The 16,447-nt window shown below is 71.3% G+C and carries 13 protein-coding genes; 6 read left to right on the forward strand and 7 right to left on the reverse strand.

The window, feature by feature from the left end; all coding sequences use genetic code 11:
• The first annotated feature begins 7 nt into the window (after positions 1 to 7).
• The gene (locus J2Y58_RS02290; RefSeq protein ID WP_310098076.1) at positions 8 to 1,252 is read left to right on the forward strand and encodes a hypothetical protein; all 1,245 of its coding nucleotides are present in this window, start codon (positions 8 to 10) and stop codon (positions 1,250 to 1,252) included.
• On the opposite strand, the gene J2Y58_RS02295 is transcribed toward J2Y58_RS02290, so the two are convergent.
• The 4 genes from J2Y58_RS02295 to J2Y58_RS02310 form a co-directional block, all read right to left on the reverse strand.
• The gene (locus J2Y58_RS02295) at positions 1,197 to 4,589 is read right to left on the reverse strand and encodes an AAA family ATPase (RefSeq protein ID WP_310098078.1); all 3,393 of its coding nucleotides are present in this window, start codon (positions 4,587 to 4,589) and stop codon (positions 1,197 to 1,199) included. The genes J2Y58_RS02290 and J2Y58_RS02295 overlap by 56 nt on opposite strands.
• Positions 4,590 to 4,671: 82 nt before the next feature.
• Positions 4,672 to 5,427 (reverse strand): thioredoxin domain-containing protein, encoded by a 756-nt coding sequence (locus J2Y58_RS02300; RefSeq protein ID WP_310098079.1) that lies wholly within the window; start codon positions 5,425 to 5,427, stop codon positions 4,672 to 4,674.
• Between the two features lie 16 nt (positions 5,428 to 5,443).
• Positions 5,444 to 6,118 carry a thioredoxin domain-containing protein gene (locus J2Y58_RS02305; RefSeq protein WP_310098081.1) on the reverse strand — a complete coding sequence of 225 codons (675 nt, stop codon included), beginning with the start codon at positions 6,116 to 6,118 and terminating at the stop codon, positions 5,444 to 5,446.
• Positions 6,118 to 6,633 (reverse strand): DciA family protein, encoded by a 516-nt coding sequence (locus J2Y58_RS02310; protein ID WP_310098083.1) that lies wholly within the window; start codon positions 6,631 to 6,633, stop codon positions 6,118 to 6,120. Before J2Y58_RS02310 ends, J2Y58_RS02305 begins: the two co-directional genes overlap by 1 nt.
• 26 nt (positions 6,634 to 6,659) lie before the next feature.
• Here J2Y58_RS02310 and mutY point away from each other — a divergent pair, with 26 nt between their 5' ends.
• From mutY to nudC, 3 genes are read left to right on the forward strand one after another with little or no spacing between them, the layout of a single operon-like run.
• On the forward strand, positions 6,660 to 7,700 hold the full coding sequence (gene mutY, locus J2Y58_RS02315) for an A/G-specific adenine glycosylase (RefSeq protein ID WP_310098086.1): 1,041 nt from the start codon (positions 6,660 to 6,662) through the stop codon (positions 7,698 to 7,700).
• Positions 7,697 to 9,028 (forward strand): serine hydrolase domain-containing protein, encoded by a 1,332-nt coding sequence (locus tag J2Y58_RS02320; protein WP_310098088.1) that lies wholly within the window; start codon positions 7,697 to 7,699, stop codon positions 9,026 to 9,028. The genes mutY and J2Y58_RS02320 overlap by 4 nt, the downstream gene beginning before the upstream one ends.
• Positions 9,025 to 9,903, forward strand: coding sequence for an NAD(+) diphosphatase (nudC, locus tag J2Y58_RS02325; protein ID WP_310098090.1), 879 nt, complete (start codon positions 9,025 to 9,027; stop codon positions 9,901 to 9,903). The genes J2Y58_RS02320 and nudC overlap by 4 nt, the downstream gene beginning before the upstream one ends.
• Before the next feature lie 16 nt (positions 9,904 to 9,919).
• Here nudC and lldD read toward each other — a convergent pair whose 3' ends face one another.
• From lldD to J2Y58_RS02340, 3 genes are all read right to left on the reverse strand, one after another.
• Positions 9,920 to 11,065 carry an FMN-dependent L-lactate dehydrogenase LldD gene (gene lldD, locus J2Y58_RS02330; protein WP_310098092.1) on the reverse strand — a complete coding sequence of 382 codons (1,146 nt, stop codon included), beginning with the start codon at positions 11,063 to 11,065 and terminating at the stop codon, positions 9,920 to 9,922.
• A gap of 93 nt (positions 11,066 to 11,158) precedes the next feature.
• Positions 11,159 to 12,718: a GMC family oxidoreductase gene (locus J2Y58_RS02335; protein WP_310098094.1), complete on the reverse strand. Its 1,560-nt coding sequence runs from the start codon at positions 12,716 to 12,718 to the stop codon at positions 11,159 to 11,161.
• Positions 12,715 to 14,067 carry an alpha/beta fold hydrolase gene (locus tag J2Y58_RS02340; RefSeq protein WP_310098097.1) on the reverse strand — a complete coding sequence of 451 codons (1,353 nt, stop codon included), beginning with the start codon at positions 14,065 to 14,067 and terminating at the stop codon, positions 12,715 to 12,717. Before J2Y58_RS02340 ends, J2Y58_RS02335 begins: the two co-directional genes overlap by 4 nt.
• A gap of 194 nt (positions 14,068 to 14,261) precedes the next feature.
• Here J2Y58_RS02340 and J2Y58_RS02345 point away from each other — a divergent pair, with 194 nt between their 5' ends.
• Positions 14,262 to 14,831 (forward strand): DNA starvation/stationary phase protection protein, encoded by a 570-nt coding sequence (locus tag J2Y58_RS02345; protein ID WP_310098100.1) that lies wholly within the window; start codon positions 14,262 to 14,264, stop codon positions 14,829 to 14,831.
• Between the two features lie 29 nt (positions 14,832 to 14,860).
• The gene (locus tag J2Y58_RS02350) at positions 14,861 to 16,363 is read left to right on the forward strand and encodes an FAD-dependent oxidoreductase (RefSeq protein ID WP_310098103.1); all 1,503 of its coding nucleotides are present in this window, start codon (positions 14,861 to 14,863) and stop codon (positions 16,361 to 16,363) included.
• The last annotated feature ends 84 nt before the right edge of the window (positions 16,364 to 16,447 follow it).

Genomic DNA, 16,447 nt, shown 5'->3' on the forward strand with positions numbered 1-16,447 from the left:
CAACCCTGTGCAGCGGCTTTTCGACCGGCTCGGCCCCAACGGCCCCTATCTCGCGCTGGCGCTGACGTGTCTGCTCGGCTGGGGTTTCAAGGCGCATTGCGGCGCCGGCTGGACCTTTGCCGAGCAATATACGACCGGCTGCTACAGCGACGCGGTGCCGTTCTGGGGCTTGCGCGGGGTAGCGGCGGGGCAGCTACCGTATCTGCAGGCGCGGATGGAATATCCGGTGCTGACCGGCGCGTTGATCTGGGCCGAAGGATTGCTGGCGCGCGTGGCGGGCGGGCGCGGGGCGGATGCCGCCGACTTCCTGAACGCGGTGACGCTCGGCAACACGATCCTGGCGTTCACGGTCCTGGAGTTGCTGCGCAGCGCCGGCGTGAGCGTGCGACGGCAATATGGCTGGGCGCTCGCGCCGCCGCTGGTGCTCTATCTGGGGCATAACTGGGACCTGTTGGCGGTGACCTTTGCGACCGCGGCGCTGCTGGCGGCGCGGCGCGCGGAGACGGTGAAGGCGACCGCGCTGGCGGCGCTGGGCGGCGCGGCGAAGCTGTTTCCTGTACTGATGCTGCCGCTGCTGGGGCTGGGAGCGCTGTTCCAGCCGGGGCGGACATGGGGACAGCGCCTGGCGCGGGCGGCGTCGCTGGTCGGCGTGGCGGTGGTCGCCTGGGGCGCGGTGAACCTGCCGGTGGCGGTGCTGGCGTACGACAACTGGCGCGAGTTCTACGCCTTTTCCAGCGAGCGCAGCGGGACCGCGGCGAGCGTGTGGGAATTGATGGCGCAGTTCGGCTGGTGGGCGACGGACATTCCAACGCGCAATTTCTGGTCGTTCGTGCTGTTCGCGGGCGGCGCGGCGACGATCGTCGCGGCCGGGTGGAAACGGCACGGCGAACGGCCATGGGTGCTGTTCATGCCGGTGCTGGCGTGGTTCCTGCTGACCAACAAGGTCTATTCGCCGCAATTCGACCTGTGGCTGTGGCCGATGATCGTTCTGACCGGTACGCGGGTGCGCGCGGCGGCGCTGTTCCTGCTGGGCGACGTGGCGGCGTATTTCGCGGAGTTCTGGATGTTCGCGGGAATGGAGGGGGCCTGGCCGTCCGCGACGCACGCGGACATCCTGGCGGCGGCGATCGTGCGCGGGACGGCGATGCTGTGGCTGATCCATGGCGCGGTCAACGATCCCGCACCGGCATGGACCGCTATTCGGCGGCGAGCAGTTCCGCCGCCTGCAGATCGACCGATACCAGCCGACTGACACCCTTTTCGACCATCGTCACCCCGAACAGGCGGTGCATGCGGCTCATCGTCACCGCATTGTGGGTGACGATCAGGTAGCGGGTCTCGGTCTCGCGGGTCATGCGGTCGAGCAGATCGCAGAAGCGCTCGATATTGGCGTCGTCGAGCGGGGCGTCGACCTCGTCGAGTACGCAGATCGGCGCAGGGTTGGTCAGGAACAGCGCGAAGATCAGTGCGATGGCGGTCAGCGCCTGCTCGCCGCCCGACAGCAGCGTCAGGGATTGCAGGCGCTTGCCGGGCGGTTGCGCCATGATCTCCAGCCCGGCCTCGAGCGGATCGTCCGAGTCGACCAGCGCGAGATGCGCCTGCCCGCCGTCGAACAGGGTCGTGAAGAGGCGCCGGAAGTGCGCGTCGACCGCCTCGAAGGCGGCGCGCAGCCGCTGGCGCCCTTCGCGGTTGAGCGTGCCGATCGACCCGCGCAGCCGGTGGACCGCCTGTTTCAGCTCGTCGCGCTCGGCGGCGGTGGCGGTACCGGCGGTCTCCAGCTCGGCCAACTCGCGCTCGGCGACGAGGTTGACGGGGCCGAGCCGTTCCCGGTCCATCGTCAGCCGCTCGTGCGCGGCCGACTCCCCGGCGGGCGTGCCGACCGACGCGTGATCGAACCCGACCTTGCTGGGGAGGAGCGGCGCCGGGCATTCGAAACGCTCACCCGAGACGCGCCCCATTTCGACACGGCGCAGTTCGTGGCCCTCGGCGCGCGCGCCGGCCGCGGCGCGCGCCTCGCGGGCGGCGGCGAGCGCTTCGGCGGCGCGGGCCTGCGCGGCGTCGGCGGCGCGCAGGGCGAGATCGGCCTCGCGTTCCTCGGCTTGCGTCGCCTCCGCGGCGGTGCGCGCGTCGGTGTGGGCGGTGTCCAGCTCGGCGAGGTCGTTCGCCAGCGCGGCGGGGCGGTCGGCGAGCCGGGCGAGCTCGGCGTCGAGCGCGGCAGCGCGGTCGGCCATGTCGGCGATCCGTCGCGCCGCCGCGCCGGCGCGAGTGCGCCAGCCCTCCGCCTCCTCGTGCGCGGCGGCGGCGCGCGCACGAGCATCGGCGATTGCGCGCTCCTGCGTGGTACGGTCGGCGCGGGCGAGGGCGACATGCGCGCGCGCCGCCTCGGCCTCGCCGCGCAGCCGTGCCGTCTGCCCGGTGGCGGCGGCGGTGTCGGGCAGCGCGGCGAGTGCATCGGCGCTGCGTTCCAGCTCGGTGCGGGCATCCTCGGCCTCGGCGGTGACGCGCGCGGCGCGGGCGGCGAGATCGGTGCGCTGCGCGGCAAGCCGGTCGATCAGCGAGGTGGCGCGATCCTCGTCGCGCTGCGCCGTGCGAGCGGCGGCTTCGGCATCGGCCAGCAATGTGCGCGCCGATTGCGCGGCGGTGCGGGCGCGCGCGATCCGCTCGTCGATCCTGGCGCGGCGTGCGCCAGCCTTCTCCAGCGTGGCGACCGCGGCGGGCCGCGATTCCGTCAGCGCGGCGAGCCGGTTAAGGCGCTGCAACCGCTCGGCCGCGGCGACGCCGCCGCTCTCGCTGACATAGCCGTCCCAGCGCCGCACGCGCCCGGTGCGCGTAACGAGCCGCTGGCCGGCGTGCAGCGGCTGTCCGGAATCGGCCTCGACGACGAACACCTGCGACAGGCGCCGGGCGAGCGCAGGCGGGGCGGTGACGCGCGCGGCGAGCGGTAGCGTGCCGATCGGCGCGGGCGGATCGGCGGGCTCGGGTGCGGCACCGGTCCAGTCGGCAAGGGCAGTTTCCAGCTCGTCCCCGAGCGCGGCGGCAAGCGCGCGTTCGAAGCCCGGCTCGGCGCGGACCGCATCGAGCAAGCGGTCGCCCTCGCGCGCCGTCGCGAGGGTGAGCGCGGCGACCTCGCCGTCCAGCGCGGCCAGCGCGGCCAAAGCGGCGGCGCGGGCGGCCTCCGCCGGGTCGCGCTCCTCGCGCGCGTCGCTTTCGCTGGTCTCGGCCCAGGTCAGCGCGGCCTGCGCCTTTTCGGCCTGCTGTCGCGCGGCGTCCAGCGCGGCCCGGGCGGCGGTGCGCTGCGCCTCCAACTGCTCAGGATCGTCGAGCGCCTCGATCGCGGCGGCGAGCGCGATCGCTTCCTGTCGGGCGCGATCATGGCGCGCGGTCGCGGCGGCATGTGCGGCGGCGGCGACCCGGCGCTCGGCCATCTGCGCAGCCTCGGCCGACATCGCCTGCGCGAGCGTCACCTCGACATCGCGCGCGCGGCGCTCGGCCTCGGCGAGTGCGGCGTCGAGTGTGGGGAGCGCTGCGGTGCCGTCCGCAATGCGTCGATCGAGCTCCGTCGCCTCCGCGGCGAGCCGGGTCAGCGCGGCGGCGGCATCGTGCGCGAGTGCATCCTCGCGCGCGCGATCCTCGTCGATACGCGCGCGGGCGGCCTGCGCATCCGCCAGCTGACGCTCGAGCCCGTGGCGCTGCTCGTGCAGGCGCGTGAGACGATGCGACAGATCGGCGGCGGCGTCTCGGGTGGCGAGTGCGGCGGCGCGCGCGGTGGCATGGCGTTCGGCGGCGGCGCGCTGTGCCTGATGCGCGGCCGAGGCCTGCGCGGTAGCGGCGGTGACCGCCACCTCGGCGGCCTCCGCCTCGGCGGTCGCAGCGGTCGCGGCGGCGGCGGCGTCGCGCCAGCGCGCGAAGATCATCCGCGCCTCCGCGATGCGAATCTGCTCGGACAGCAGCCGATAGCGTTCGGCGGCGCGCGCCTGCCGCCGGAGCGCGGCGATGCGGGTCGCCTGATCGGCCAGCAGCTCGTCGAGCCGCGCGAGATTGGCCTCGGTGGCGCGCAGCCGGGCCTCGGCATCCTTGCGGCGGACGTGGAGCCCGGCGATCCCGGCGGCTTCCTCCAGCATCGCGCGGCGCTCGGCAGGACGCGCCGCGATGACCGCGCCGATACGGTTCTGACTGACCAGAGCGGGGGAGTGCGCGCCGGTGGCGGCGTCGGCGAACAGCAGTTGCACGTCGCGCGCGCGCACGTCGCGGCCGTCGATGCGATAGGCGGAACCCGCGCCGCGCTCGATCCGGCGAACGATCTCGCTTTCCTCGATGCCGTCCGGGCCATCACGCTCGGCGAGCAGCGCGACCTCGGCAAAGTCGCGCGGCGGCCGGGTGGCGGTGCCGGCGAAGATCACGTCCTCCATGCCCGCACCGCGCATCGACCGTGCGCTGTTCTCGCCCATGGTCCAGCGCAGCGCTTCGAGCAGGTTCGACTTGCCGCAGCCGTTGGGGCCGACGACGCCGGTGAGCCCCGGCTCGATGCGCAGGTCGGCGGGATCGACGAAGCTCTTGAAGCCGGCGAGGCGAAGACGCTTCAGGCGCATGGGAGCGGGAATAGCAGACGCTGGAGGCGGGTGCCGCGAGCACCCGCCGGGCGGCGTCCGTGGCGACGGACGCCGGCGAGCATCACGCGCCCGCGTTCTTCAATGCCGTCTCGACCTGGGCCCAGGTGACGCCGTCGACCTTCGCGCCGTTGAGGATGAAGGTCGGGGTGCCGGTGACGCCGTTCTTGTCGGTGCCGTCCTGCATCATCTTGGTCAGCGCATCGATCGCCTTGGCGTCGGTCAGGCAGGCGCGTGCCTGCGCCTCCGGCACGCCGCGCTGCTTGATGAACTCCAGATAGCCCATCTTCTCTGCCCAGGCCGTAGCGACCTGTGGCGGGGTGGCGTTCTGCGTCTGTTGCAGGAACGCCTGATCCTGCGCGATCTTCATCTGCGTATCCAGGAACTTGGGCTGGTCGATGTACATCTGTTCCAGGATCGGGAAGAACGGCTGCGGTCCGGCGCAGCGCCCGAGCAGCGCGGCGGCGAGATCGGGCGGGCCGTGGACCAGGAAGTCGCGGAATTCGTAGGAGACCTTGCCGGTCTTCACGTAATTATCTTCCAGCGGGCGCATCCCGGTCTGACCGAACGCGCCGCAGGTCGGGCAGGTGCGCGAGCCATATTCGACCAGCTTCAGCTTGGCGTCGGGATTGCCGACGACGAAGCCGCCGGCGGGGGTCTGCGACACGACCTGCGTCCAGTCCTGCCCGGCCGGAGCGGCGACCGCCTTTACCGAGCCGGCCGGCGCGCTGGGCGTGCTGCTATTGCCGTCGCTCGCCGCGCCGCCGCATGCGGCGAGCAGCGCGAGCGCCGCGACCATCGGGATTGCCATACGCTTCATCGTGTCACTCCGTCGCTTACTTCGCGCCCGCCGCGCGCAACTGCGGCTGCAACTGCGTCCAGCCGACATTCTGGATCAGTCGCCCGTTGATTTCAAAGGCTGGGGTGCCCGACACCTTCGCGGTCGCCTCCGATGCCGCAATCGTCCGCTTGACCGCGGCGTCGTTCGCGAAACACGCGGTGATCGCGGCGGCGGGCATCCCGGCCGCGCGCGCGATCGTCGTCAGCCCGGCACCTTCCGCGATGGCCGAAAGCTGCGCCAGTTGCGGCCAGCTGGCGATCCGCTCGCGATTGCCCTGCGCCCAGGTGTCGGCGCGCGACACCCATTGCTCCTGCTGGGCGAAGAAGGCGGCGTGGACTTTCGGAAAAGCCGTCGCCCCGGCGCAGCGCGCGAGCGTCGCGGCGGCAAGGTCGATGCCGTCGTGGACCTGGTTGCGGATCTCGACGCTGGTCGAGCCGGAGCGGACCATCGCGGCGAGCGTCGGCTCCGCCTCATGCTCGAAGTGCGCGCAATGCGGGCAGGTGTAGCTGACATATTCGACCAGCTTCACGCGCGCCTTGGGGTTGCCGATCAGGTAGCTGCCGGTGGCCACCGGCGTCGCGACCGCGGTCCACGGGCGCGGCGCGGCGGTGGCGGGTGCGGTAGCGGCGGCCAGGGCGGTGCCGGCAATAAGGGGAAGGAGGAAGCGCATCAGCGGACCTTGGGCAGGACGGGGCGGGGGGTGGCGACGCCGGAGGCCAGCGCCTCGAGCACGGCCTTGAGTTCGGGATCGGCGATGCCGCGCAAGCTCTGCCCCATTTCGGGCGGGGCGGGGGCGAGCGTCGGCGGCGCGCGGCGTTCGGGGCGGCGCGTGACCTCGCCGTGGCGGATCGCGACGCGCACGACGGCGGCATAGCCGAAGAAGCGGTTGACCCGCTCGATGATCTCTTCGGTCAGATGGCTCATCATCGCGGCATGCGCGCCGCGCACGGTGAGCGTGAGGACGCCGTCCTGCTTCTTGCCCGCGGGAAAGCGAATCGATTCGGGGGTGCTGGCGGAGGCCAGCCGCTCGCCGACGATCTCCGGCCAGCGCGTGACGATCGCCGACTGCACGAAGCCGAAGCGGCGGAAGGCGGCGCCGCCGACCGCGGGCAACAGTTCGGCGACCTGCCGCGAACGATTGTGGCGCGGGGATTCGGAAGGGGGAATGCCGGCGCGCTTGCTCATTCCGTCGCCCATGCCATAGCCGGGGCATGGACGCCAAGCACCGGATCGACATCGCGACGCCGTTGCTCGACTGGTACGACCGGCATCGCCGCGATCTGCCGTGGCGCGCCAAGGCCGGCGAGACGCCCGATGCATACCGCGTGTGGCTGAGCGAGGTGATGCTCCAGCAGACCACGGTGGCGACGGTGCGGCCGCGCTTCGCCGAGTGGGTGCGGCGCTGGCCGACCTTCGCCGACCTGGCCGCCGCCGACGAAGCGGACGTGATGGCGGCCTGGGCAGGGCTCGGCTATTATGCGCGGGCGCGCAATCTGCTGGCGGCGGCGCGGGCGATCGCGACGGAGCATGGCGGCGAACTGCCCGATACCGAGGCGGCGCTGCGCGCGCTGCCGGGGTTCGGCGACTATACCGCCGCGGCGGTGGCGGCGATCGCGTTCGGGCGGCGCGCGGTGGTGGTCGACGCCAATGTCGAGCGGGTGGTGGCGCGACTGTTCGCGATCGCCGATCCGCTGCCGGGTGGGCGCAAGGCAATCCGTGCGGCGGCGGAAACGATCACCCCGGACGCGCGGGCGGGCGATTTCGCGCAGGCGATGATGGACCTCGGCTCCGCGATCTGCACGCCGCGGCGGCCGCGCTGTCTGCTATGCCCGCTGCACCACGCCTGCGCGGCGCAGGCGACCGGCGCGCCCGAGAGCTATCCGGTCAAGAAGCCCAACGCGCCCCGCCCGCATCGGCATGGCACGATCTTCTGGTTGGAGCACGACGACGCGGTGCTGCTCGTGCGGCGGCCCGACAAGGGATTGCTGGGCGGGATGCGCGCGCTGCCGACCGGGCCGTGGAGCGATGCGCCGCCGGGGCTGGCGGAGGCGCCTGCCGAGGCAGACTGGCGGATGATCGACAGGACCGTTTCGCATGGTTTCACGCATTTCACGCTCGATCTCGCGATTGCGGTGGCGCGAAGCGACACATTGCGCAACGCTGGCGAATGGTGGCCGATCGCGCGGCTGGACGAAGCGGGGTTGCCGACGCTGTTCGCCAAGGCAGCGGATGTGGTGAGGAGAGAAGCATGACGACGAAGCGGTGGAGCGTGGGGACCACGATGGCGCTGGCCCTGCTGACGACGGCAGTGGCGGCGCAGCAACCCGCGCCGCAGCCGCGTCCGCCGGCCCCGCGCAACGCCGATGCAGCCTCGGCGGCGGTACTGCTGCCCGCGACGCAGGCACTCTACGACGGCTATGTCCGCGCGCACAAAATGCCGGGGATCGTTGGGGCATTCGGATTGGGCGACTTGCCGACCGTGTTCGTCGCCGCGGGCGATATCGCGCTCGATCCCGGTGCCGCCAGGGCGGGGCCGGACTCGCTGTGGCGGATTTATTCGATGACCAAGCCGATCACCGGCATGGCGGCGATGCTGCTGATCGAGGACGGCAAATTGTCGCTCGACGATCCGCTTTCCAGATACTTCCCGGCGTTCGGCAAGATGCGTGTGTTGACCAGCCCCGACACGTCGCTCGACACCCGGCCAGCGACCAGGCCGATCACGATCCGCGAACTGATGACGCATACCTCGGGGATCGGCTACCAGATCAACGCCAAGGGGCCGCTGCTGAAGGAATATGAGCGGCTCGGGCTGATCCCCGCGACGGTCAATGCGCAGGTCGAGGCGCAGGCGCGGCCGACTCGCCCGGCCTCGCTCGCCGCCTTCGCCGAGCGGGTCGCGCAGGCGCCGCTGGTCGCCGAGCCCGGTACGAAGTGGCATTATTCGATGGGGCTGGATGTGCTCGCGGCGGTGGTCGAGAAGGCGAGCGGGATGTCGTTCGAGCGCTTCGTGCAGACGCGGCTGCTCGATCCGCTGAAGATGACCTCGACCTTCTGGCAGGTGCCGCGGCGCGATGTCGGCCGGTTCGCGACCAATTATGCGTTCGTGGGCGAGAACCTGTCGCCGGCCGATCCCGCCGCGCGCTCGCCATGGCTGGAGGCGCCGAGTTTCCCGTATGGCGGTGCCGGGCTGGTGAGCAGCGCGCGCGACTACGACCGCTTCCTCCACATGCTGCAGAACTACGGCACACTGGACGGCGTGCGGGTGATGAAGGACGCGACCGCGCGGTTCGGCATGTCGAACCTCCTGCCGGCGGGCGTCACGTTCGAGAGCGACGGGCAGGTGCGCGGCTTCGGTGCGGGTGGGGTCGTCTATATCGCCGACGATCCGAACGGCGCGTCGAAGGGCAGCTATGGCTGGGCCGGGGCGGCCGGAACGCTGGCGCTGGTCGATCCGGCCAAGCGTTTTCGCAGCACGATCATGGTCAATTACTTCCCGGCAGAGAAATGGCCGCTCGCCAAGGAAACGTTCGCGGCGCTGCGCAACGATGCGGCACGGCTGCACGGGGGACGCTGGTGACGATCGCGACCGGCTTCACCGGCGGAACGCTCGATCGCGCCGACGCGCTGCGGCACGACCCGGCGGCGGTGGCGGCGCTGCTGGCCGATCCGTCGTCGCGGCTGCTGCTGCTGAGCGGGTTCGAGCCGGTGGTGGGCGACGACGGCCTGCTCGGCTGGGGCACGATCGCGGACGCGCCGTGCGCGGCCGAGTTCGTGCTGCTCGGGCTTGGCGAGGGGCGGGCGCACTTCGCCGCGGTGGTGCCGGGCGACGCGCCGCCGCCGCCCTATCGCTCGCCGACGCTGTTCGCCTTGCTCGACCGGCTGCGCGACGGCGAGGCGGCGACCTTCGCGGCGGCGCGCGCGCTGATCGACTGGCATGCGCGGCATCCGTTCTGCGCGCGCTGCGGCCATGCCACCGCGATGTTCCGCGCCGGCTGGGGGCGTGCCTGCCCGAACTGTGCGGCGGAGCATTTCCCGCGCGTCGATCCGGTCGTCATCATGATCGCCGAGCATGACGGGCGCGCGCTGGTCGGGCGACAGGCGGCGTGGCCGGCGGGGCGCTATTCCGCACTGGCCGGGTTCCTGGAGCCGGGCGAGTCGATCGAGGAGGCGGTGGCGCGCGAGATCGGCGAGGAAGCCGGGGTGCGGGTGCGCGACGTCCGCTATGTCGCGAGCCAGCCGTGGCCGTTCCCGTCGCAGCTGATGATCGCATGTGTGGCGCGGGCGGACGACGATGCGATCACGCTGGACGCCAACGAACTGGAGCATGCGATGTGGGTGACGCGTGACGAGGTGCGCGCGGCGCTGGCGGGCGAGGCGGGGGCATTCGGCGCGCCGCCGCCCTATGCGATCGCGCATTCGCTACTGCGTGCGTGGGCCGACGGCGAGGGCTGACGCGGAGCCGGCGAGGCTATGTCACGAGCGCGGTGCGATCGATATCGGCGATCCGGGTCCGGCCGGTCAGCGCCATCGCGACGCGCATCTCCGCTTCCACGAGCTTCAGCACGTGGCGCACTCCCGCCTCGCCGCCGCCGCCCAGCGCATAGACCCACGCGCGCCCGAGCAGCACGCCGCGCGCGCCGAGCGCGAGCATCCGCACCACGTCCAACCCCGAACGGACGCCGCCGTCCGCCAGCACCGTTAACCGCTCCCCCACCGCCTTGGCGATCGGCGGCAGCGCGCGTGCGGTGGAGGGAACGCCGTCGAGCTGGCGCCCGCCGTGATTGGACACCACGATGCCGTCCGCGCCAAGATCGGCCGCGGCCCGCGCATCCTCCACGTCCAGAATGCCCTTGATGACGAGCGGCCCGTCCCAGTGTTCGCGGATGAAGTCAATGTCGCGCCAGCTGACCGTCGGGTCGAAGTTGTTGCGCATCCAGGCGAAGAAATCCTCCAGCCCGGTGTTCTTGCCGAGGACGGGCGCGACGTTGCCGAGCTGGTGCGGGCGGCCGTGGATGCCGACGTCCCACGCCCAGCGCGGATGAGTGACGCCCTGCCACAGCCGGCGCGCCGCTCCCATCATGCCCGATGCGCCGGCGAGCCCGGAATGATAGTCGCGGTAGCGCGATCCGGGTACGGGCATGTCGACGGTGAAGACGAGCGTCGAGCAGCCCGACGCGCGTGCCTGTTCCAGCAGATCGCGCATGAAGCCGCGATCGCGGATCATGTAGAGCTGGAACCACAAGGGCGCGCTCACCGCGCGGGTCACCTCGGGCAGCGGACAGGCGGAGACGGTCGACAGGCAGAAGGGGATGCCCGCCGCCTCCGCCGCGCGTGCGGCCTGCACTTCGCCGCGACGCGCGTTCATGCCGGCGAGGCCGACCGGCGCGAGCGCGACCGGCATCGCCAGCGCCTGCCCGAACAGCTCGGTCGACAGATCCAGCGTCGAGACATCGGTCAGAATGCGCTGACGCAACGCGACCGCCTCGAGATCGGCGACGTTGCGCTTCAACGTGACCTCGGCATAGCTGCCGCCGTCGATATATTCGAACAGGAACGGGGGCAGGCGCCGCCGCGCCAGTTCACGATAATCGAGCGCGGAGGCGGCCTTTCTCATCCGGGCGTCCTAGGGATTGCGCGCACCGGCAACAAGGATAGAGATGGCGGTATCGGCCGCGACGCAACCGGCCGACCGTGCCGGCGGGCAGCTTCAACGTCGATGACGACCCTCTTGCGCGTCGGCCCGCAGGAAGCGGTCAGCGGTGCGCAGCGACAGCGCCATGATCGTCAACGCCGGATTGGCGGCCAGCGCGCTGGGGAAGATAGAATTGTCGCAGATCAGCAGGTTAGGGATGTCGAAGCTGCGTCCGTCGGCGTCGACCACCGCCTCGTCGCCGTTCGAGCCCATCCGGCACGTTCCGATCGTGTGGGCGGAGCGGTCGACGGCGAAGATGTCGCGGGCACCCGCGGCTTCCCAGATCGCGGTCATCGTGCGGCGGGCGTGGCGGTCGATCGCGCGCTCGTTCGCGTGATAGCCGAAGTCGATGCGGGCCTTGCGCTGGCCGAAGGCATCGGTCTCGTCCGACAGGGACAGGCGATTGTCGGGGTGCGGCAGGCAGTCGCCGTTGATACCGATACCCGCCATGCGATTGTACCGTCGCAGCAGGTTCTGCAATCGCTTCCCCCAGAAGCCGGCACCTCTCGCCAGACCGTTGGCGAGATTGACCGGCAGCACGCCCAGGCTCTGGATCAGATAACCGCCTGCGAAATCAGCATCTTCGGGGCGCAGCAGGTCTTCGGTGATGAGCGACGACGGATAGCCGCGGTTCATCCGCATCTCGGCATCGAACGTGCCCCACACCTGCGTGGCGACATGCGCCATGAAGTTGCGCCCGACCTGTCCGCTGGAATTGGCGATGCCGAGATTGAGCAATAATCGTGGTGTTTCAACGCCTCCCGCACAGAGGAAGAGGGTGCGGCAGCGTTGGCGGCGGGTTTCTCCGCCTTGATGATAGACGACGGCGGTGATCTGGCCGGCGCTATCGAACTCCACCGACAGGACGCGGGCACCGGCGCGGATCTCCGCGCCGTGGGCGACGGCGTGGGGAAGATAGCTGGTGTCCATGCTGGTTTTTGCAGCGTTTCTGCACCCTTGATGGCAGGTGCCGCAGTTCACGCACGCTTGCCGCTGACCCCAGTGCGGCTGTTCGCGATCGCGCGACACCAGCGCGGCGGGGGCGTCGGTGGCGGTGATCCCGAGCGCCGCGCAGCCGCGCGCCATCGCGTCCGCCGACGCGTTGCGGGCGACCGGAGGATAGGCGTAGTGGCGTTCGGTGTCCCATGGATAGCGCGCGGGACCGGAGACACCCGTGAAATACTCGGCACGGTGCACATATTCGATCAATTCGGCATGCGGGATCGGCCAGTCGGTGCCGAATCCGGTCGTGCTTTTCAGTGTCAGGTCGCGCGGATCGGGGCGCGGGCAGAAGGCGCCCCAATGCAGCGTGGATCCGCCGACCCCCATCCCGGAGTTGTTGGACCCGAACGCGGTCGGATCGGCGCCGCCGCTCAGCCGCTCCTCCATCCAATAGATGTCGGCCGCCAGTTCGTCGGCGACATGCTCTTCGGGGCGGAAGGCGCGACCGGCGTCGAGCGCGACGACCGACAGCCCGGCCTCGGCCAGCCGCGCCAGCAGCGGGGCGCCGCCGGCACCCGTCCCGACCACGACCGCGTCGACCTGTTCGTTTTCGGCATAGGGTGCGCGGCTCATGCGGTCGGCTCCGCGGCGTGCTGCCAGTGTTCGATGTCGTCGGCGGCGGTGCGGGTGAAGCCCTGTTGGCGCGGGCCGTCGCCGCCGACCGCGAACCCGTCGTAGCCGATCGCCGCCATCGCGCCGGGCGCGGCGATCCACTGCCGCGCGATCTCGGCACGGGCGTCCTGGAACCACAAGCGCATCTGCGTGGGCGAGAGATAACGCGCGTCGTCGGCGATCCCGGCTTCCCCGGCGTCGATCCGGTGGAGCCACGCGGCCTGATCCGGCGAAGACAGCGCGGCGAAGCCGCCGCTCAGCGCGTCGAGCGTCGCCAGCCCGCGCGCCCAGGCGTCGGGGTCCGGCGGCAGGTCGGCAAAGCGCCAGCCGTCGCCCGGGCCGTGGACCGCGACGCCGACGCGGCGCGCAAGCGCGCGATCATGGCCCTGGTCGGGCAGCACCTGCGCGACGAGCGCGGCGACCGATCGCAGTTGCGGGTCGGACCAGCCGGCCTCCGCGTCCGAGACCGGGCGGGTCCGGTCCAGCATCGCCGCGCGGGTGCGGCGGCTGACGCGGTCCGAGTCCAGCAGGCGGACGAAGCGGTCGGGCAGCGCGCGGTCGCGCACCGCCGCGACATGCCCGGCGATCAGCGCGGCGAGCGCCGCGGGCTGCTCGTAGGGGATAAGGTGGGCGGCATCGGCGACGGCGTGCACCTCGGCATGCGGATAATGCGGAAGGTTGAGGCGGCGCTGCGCCGCTTCGCCGAGGTCGCCGTCCTCCGCGCCGGCGACGATCAGTGCGGGAAGCGGGATCGACGCGGCGCGCGGGCGCCAGTCCTCGCGGCTGCCGCGCTCCAGCCAGCCGAGCCACGCTTCGCGGCTCGACCGGCGGGTGTCGGCGATCGCCCGTTCGCGCAACGGCACGGGCAAAGGCACGGCGGTGTTGGCGTCGACGAAGGTTTCGGCGTCCGCGCGCCCGATCTCGCCAGCGGCGGGCCAGCCGATCATCTGCGCGCGGCGCTCGTCGGCGATCGGCTCCGGCGCGGGCGGCGAGGCGGCGACCAGCACGATGCCGAGCACACCGGCGAGGCCGAGCTCACCCGCCGCCGCGCGCGCGGCGACCACGGAGGCGACCTTGCCGCCCATGCTGTGCCCGACCAAGACGCAGGCGGTGAGCCGATGCGCGCGGATCGCCTCCGCAACGTCGTCCGCCATCGTCGCCACATCGGCATAGCCCCGACCGGCGCGATCGCCGAAGCCGGGCAGGTCGAGCGCGAGGCACGCGTGATCGGGCAAATGGCCGCGCACGAGGTCCCATGCCCGCGCGCTGGCGCCGAGCGCATGAAGAAAAACCAATGTCGGTTGGGTCACGTCGCCTCGCGGAGCAAAATCCCCTGCTGGACGATGCAGAGGCGCTTGCGTTCCCCGGTTCGGCCACAGACTAGAAATTAATTCGCATCAAGGCACATCGGGTCAATGCTTTACGCGTTTAAGCGATCCGCGTGGGAACTCTGCGTCGATGCGAGCGCTTCGGCACCGAGTTGCAACGATACCGGAGTGAGTTCGTGGCCCATAACGATCAGGCGCAGCCGCACTACAAGATCGAATATCGTGAAATCCAGCCGTTCGGCACGCTGAAGGAACTGCCGCTCGGCCTGTCGGACAATGCGCGCAAGCAAAGCGTCGCGATCCTGAACCAGGTGCTGGCCGATACGATGATGCTGCGCGACCTGTACAAGAAGCACCACTGGCAGATGTCGGGCGCGACCTTCTATCAGCTGCACCTGCTGCTCGACACGCATTACGAAAAGCAGGCCGAACTGGTCGACATGGTCGCCGAGCGGATCCAGGCATTGGGCGGGATCAGCATCGCGACCCCGCACGACGTCGCCGAGATGACGAAGATCGCGCGCCCGCCGCGCGGCCGCGAGGATGTGCCGACGATGCTGGCGCGGTTGATGGAGGCGCACCGGATCGTGCTGGAGGAGGCGCATGAGGGCGCCAAGGCCGCGGACGAGTCGGGCGACGACGGCACCAACGACCTGCTGGTCAGCGATATCATCCGCACCGGCGAGCCGCAGGTGTGGTTCATCAGCGAGCATCTGGCCGCGACCGATCTGCAGCGTGCGGACTGAACGACGGCAGCGGCAGAAGGGTAGCGTTGATGGCGAAGCGTGATCTGGCGAGCGGCATCGCCTCGACCGATCTGGCCGAAGGGCAGATCGTCGCGGGCGAGGTGGACGGCGTCGATGTGGTGCTGGTGCGACACGGCGGGCGGGTGTGCGCGCTGTCGGGCGTCTGTACGCATCTGAAGGCGCCGCTGGCCGACGGCATCGTCGTCGACGGCACGCTCCGCTGTCCGTGGCATCATGCCCGGTTCGACGTGAAGACGGGCGAGGCGGTGGGTGCGCCGGCGTTCGCCGCGCTCGACCGGTTCGAGGTGGTCGAGGAGGCCGGGCACGTCCGCATCGATCCGACGCCGCGCGCGGCCGACGCGGGGCCGGCGGCGGCCGGGTCCGACATCGGGCGCGTCGTGATCGTCGGTGCGGGTGCGGCGGGTCACGCCTGCGCCGAGATGCTGGCGCGGCACGGGGCGGGGGCGTCCGTCACGCTGATCGGGGAGGAAGGCGAGGGGCCCTACGATCGCACCTTCTGTTCGAAGCAGTATCTGGCGGGGAAGGCCGATCGCGACGCGGCGGCGCTGCCGGATCTGGACGGGGTGACGCTGCATACGGGCGCGCGCGTGACGGCGATCGACCGGGAAGCGAAGGCGGTCGTGTTCGGCGACGGCGTGACGCTGGACTATGACACGCTGGTGCTGGCCACCGGTGCCGAGCCGTTCGCGCCGGATTTCTACGGCGCGGACCGCAACGACGTGCATCTCGTCCGCACGCTGGCCGATGCCGATCACCTGATCGCCGCAGCCGAACAGGCGGCGCGCGCGATCGTGGTCGGATCGAGCTATATCGGGCTGGAGGTCGCCGCCTCGCTGGTCGCGCGCGGGCTGGAGGTGGCGGTCGTGTCCGATACCGACCTGCCGCTGGAGAAGACCGCGGGTCCCGAGGTCGGGGCGATGGTCCGCGACCTGCACGAATCCAAGGGCGTGACCTTTCACGTCAACCGCCGCGTCGCGCGCTGGGACGGCCGTGCCGCAATGCTGGACGACGGCACGCGGGTAGAGGGCGACCTGATCGTCGCCGGAATCGGTGTCCGGCCGCGGACCGCGCTGGCGGAGGCCGCGGGGCTGACGCTGGCCGACGACGCGGCGGGCGGCGGGGTGCGCGTCGACGATCATCTGCGGACGGTCGACTCCGCGATCCATGCGATCGGCGACGTCGCGAGCGTCCCCGATCGTCGGCTGGGGCATCCGATCCGCGTCGAACACTGGGTGGTGGCGCAGCGTATGGGGCAATGGCTGGCGCGGCACCTGCTGGGGCAGGAGGCACGCGGCTATGATGCGGTGCCGTTCTTCTGGTCGGGGCATTACGACCTGAGCCTGCGCTACGTCGGCCATGTCGCCTCGCCCGCCGATCGCGCGATCGACGGCGATGTTCCGGAGCAGGACGTCGCCGTCCGCTTTGCCGAGGACGGGCGCGAGCAGGCCATCCTGACCGCGGGACGCGACCGGCTGTCGCTGGAGACGGAACACGCGTGGGAGCGGCGCTGACCAACCGCCGCTCGCAGTAGCGCCGGACGTCGGGCACGGTGTTTGCGGTTGCGGCACCGCCGGTGCCGGTCGGGCGTTGTCGGG

The sequence above is a fragment of the Sphingomonas sp. BE138 genome, from assembly GCF_031456125.1.
Lineage (GTDB): Bacteria > Pseudomonadota > Alphaproteobacteria > Sphingomonadales > Sphingomonadaceae > Sphingomonas.

Bases quoted from the DNA above. Each gene is read 5' to 3' on its own strand.
- J2Y58_RS02295 (WP_310098078.1), bottom strand. From the start codon at position 4,589: ATGCGCCTGAAGCGTCTTCGCCTCGCCGGCTTCAAGAGCTTCGTCGAT.
- J2Y58_RS02300 (WP_310098079.1), bottom strand. From the start codon at position 5,427: ATGAAGCGTATGGCAATCCCGATGGTCGCGGCGCTCGCGCTGCTCGCC.
- J2Y58_RS02305 (WP_310098081.1), bottom strand. From the start codon at position 6,118: ATGCGCTTCCTCCTTCCCCTTATTGCCGGCACCGCCCTGGCCGCCGCT.
- J2Y58_RS02310 (WP_310098083.1), bottom strand. From the start codon at position 6,633: ATGAGCAAGCGCGCCGGCATTCCCCCTTCCGAATCCCCGCGCCACAAT.
- mutY (WP_310098086.1), top strand. From the start codon at position 6,660: ATGGACGCCAAGCACCGGATCGACATCGCGACGCCGTTGCTCGACTGG.
- J2Y58_RS02320 (WP_310098088.1), top strand. From the start codon at position 7,697: ATGACGACGAAGCGGTGGAGCGTGGGGACCACGATGGCGCTGGCCCTG.
- lldD (WP_310098092.1), bottom strand. From the start codon at position 11,065: ATGAGAAAGGCCGCCTCCGCGCTCGATTATCGTGAACTGGCGCGGCGG.
- J2Y58_RS02335 (WP_310098094.1), bottom strand. From the start codon at position 12,718: ATGAGCCGCGCACCCTATGCCGAAAACGAACAGGTCGACGCGGTCGTG.
- J2Y58_RS02350 (WP_310098103.1), top strand. From the start codon at position 14,861: ATGGCGAAGCGTGATCTGGCGAGCGGCATCGCCTCGACCGATCTGGCC.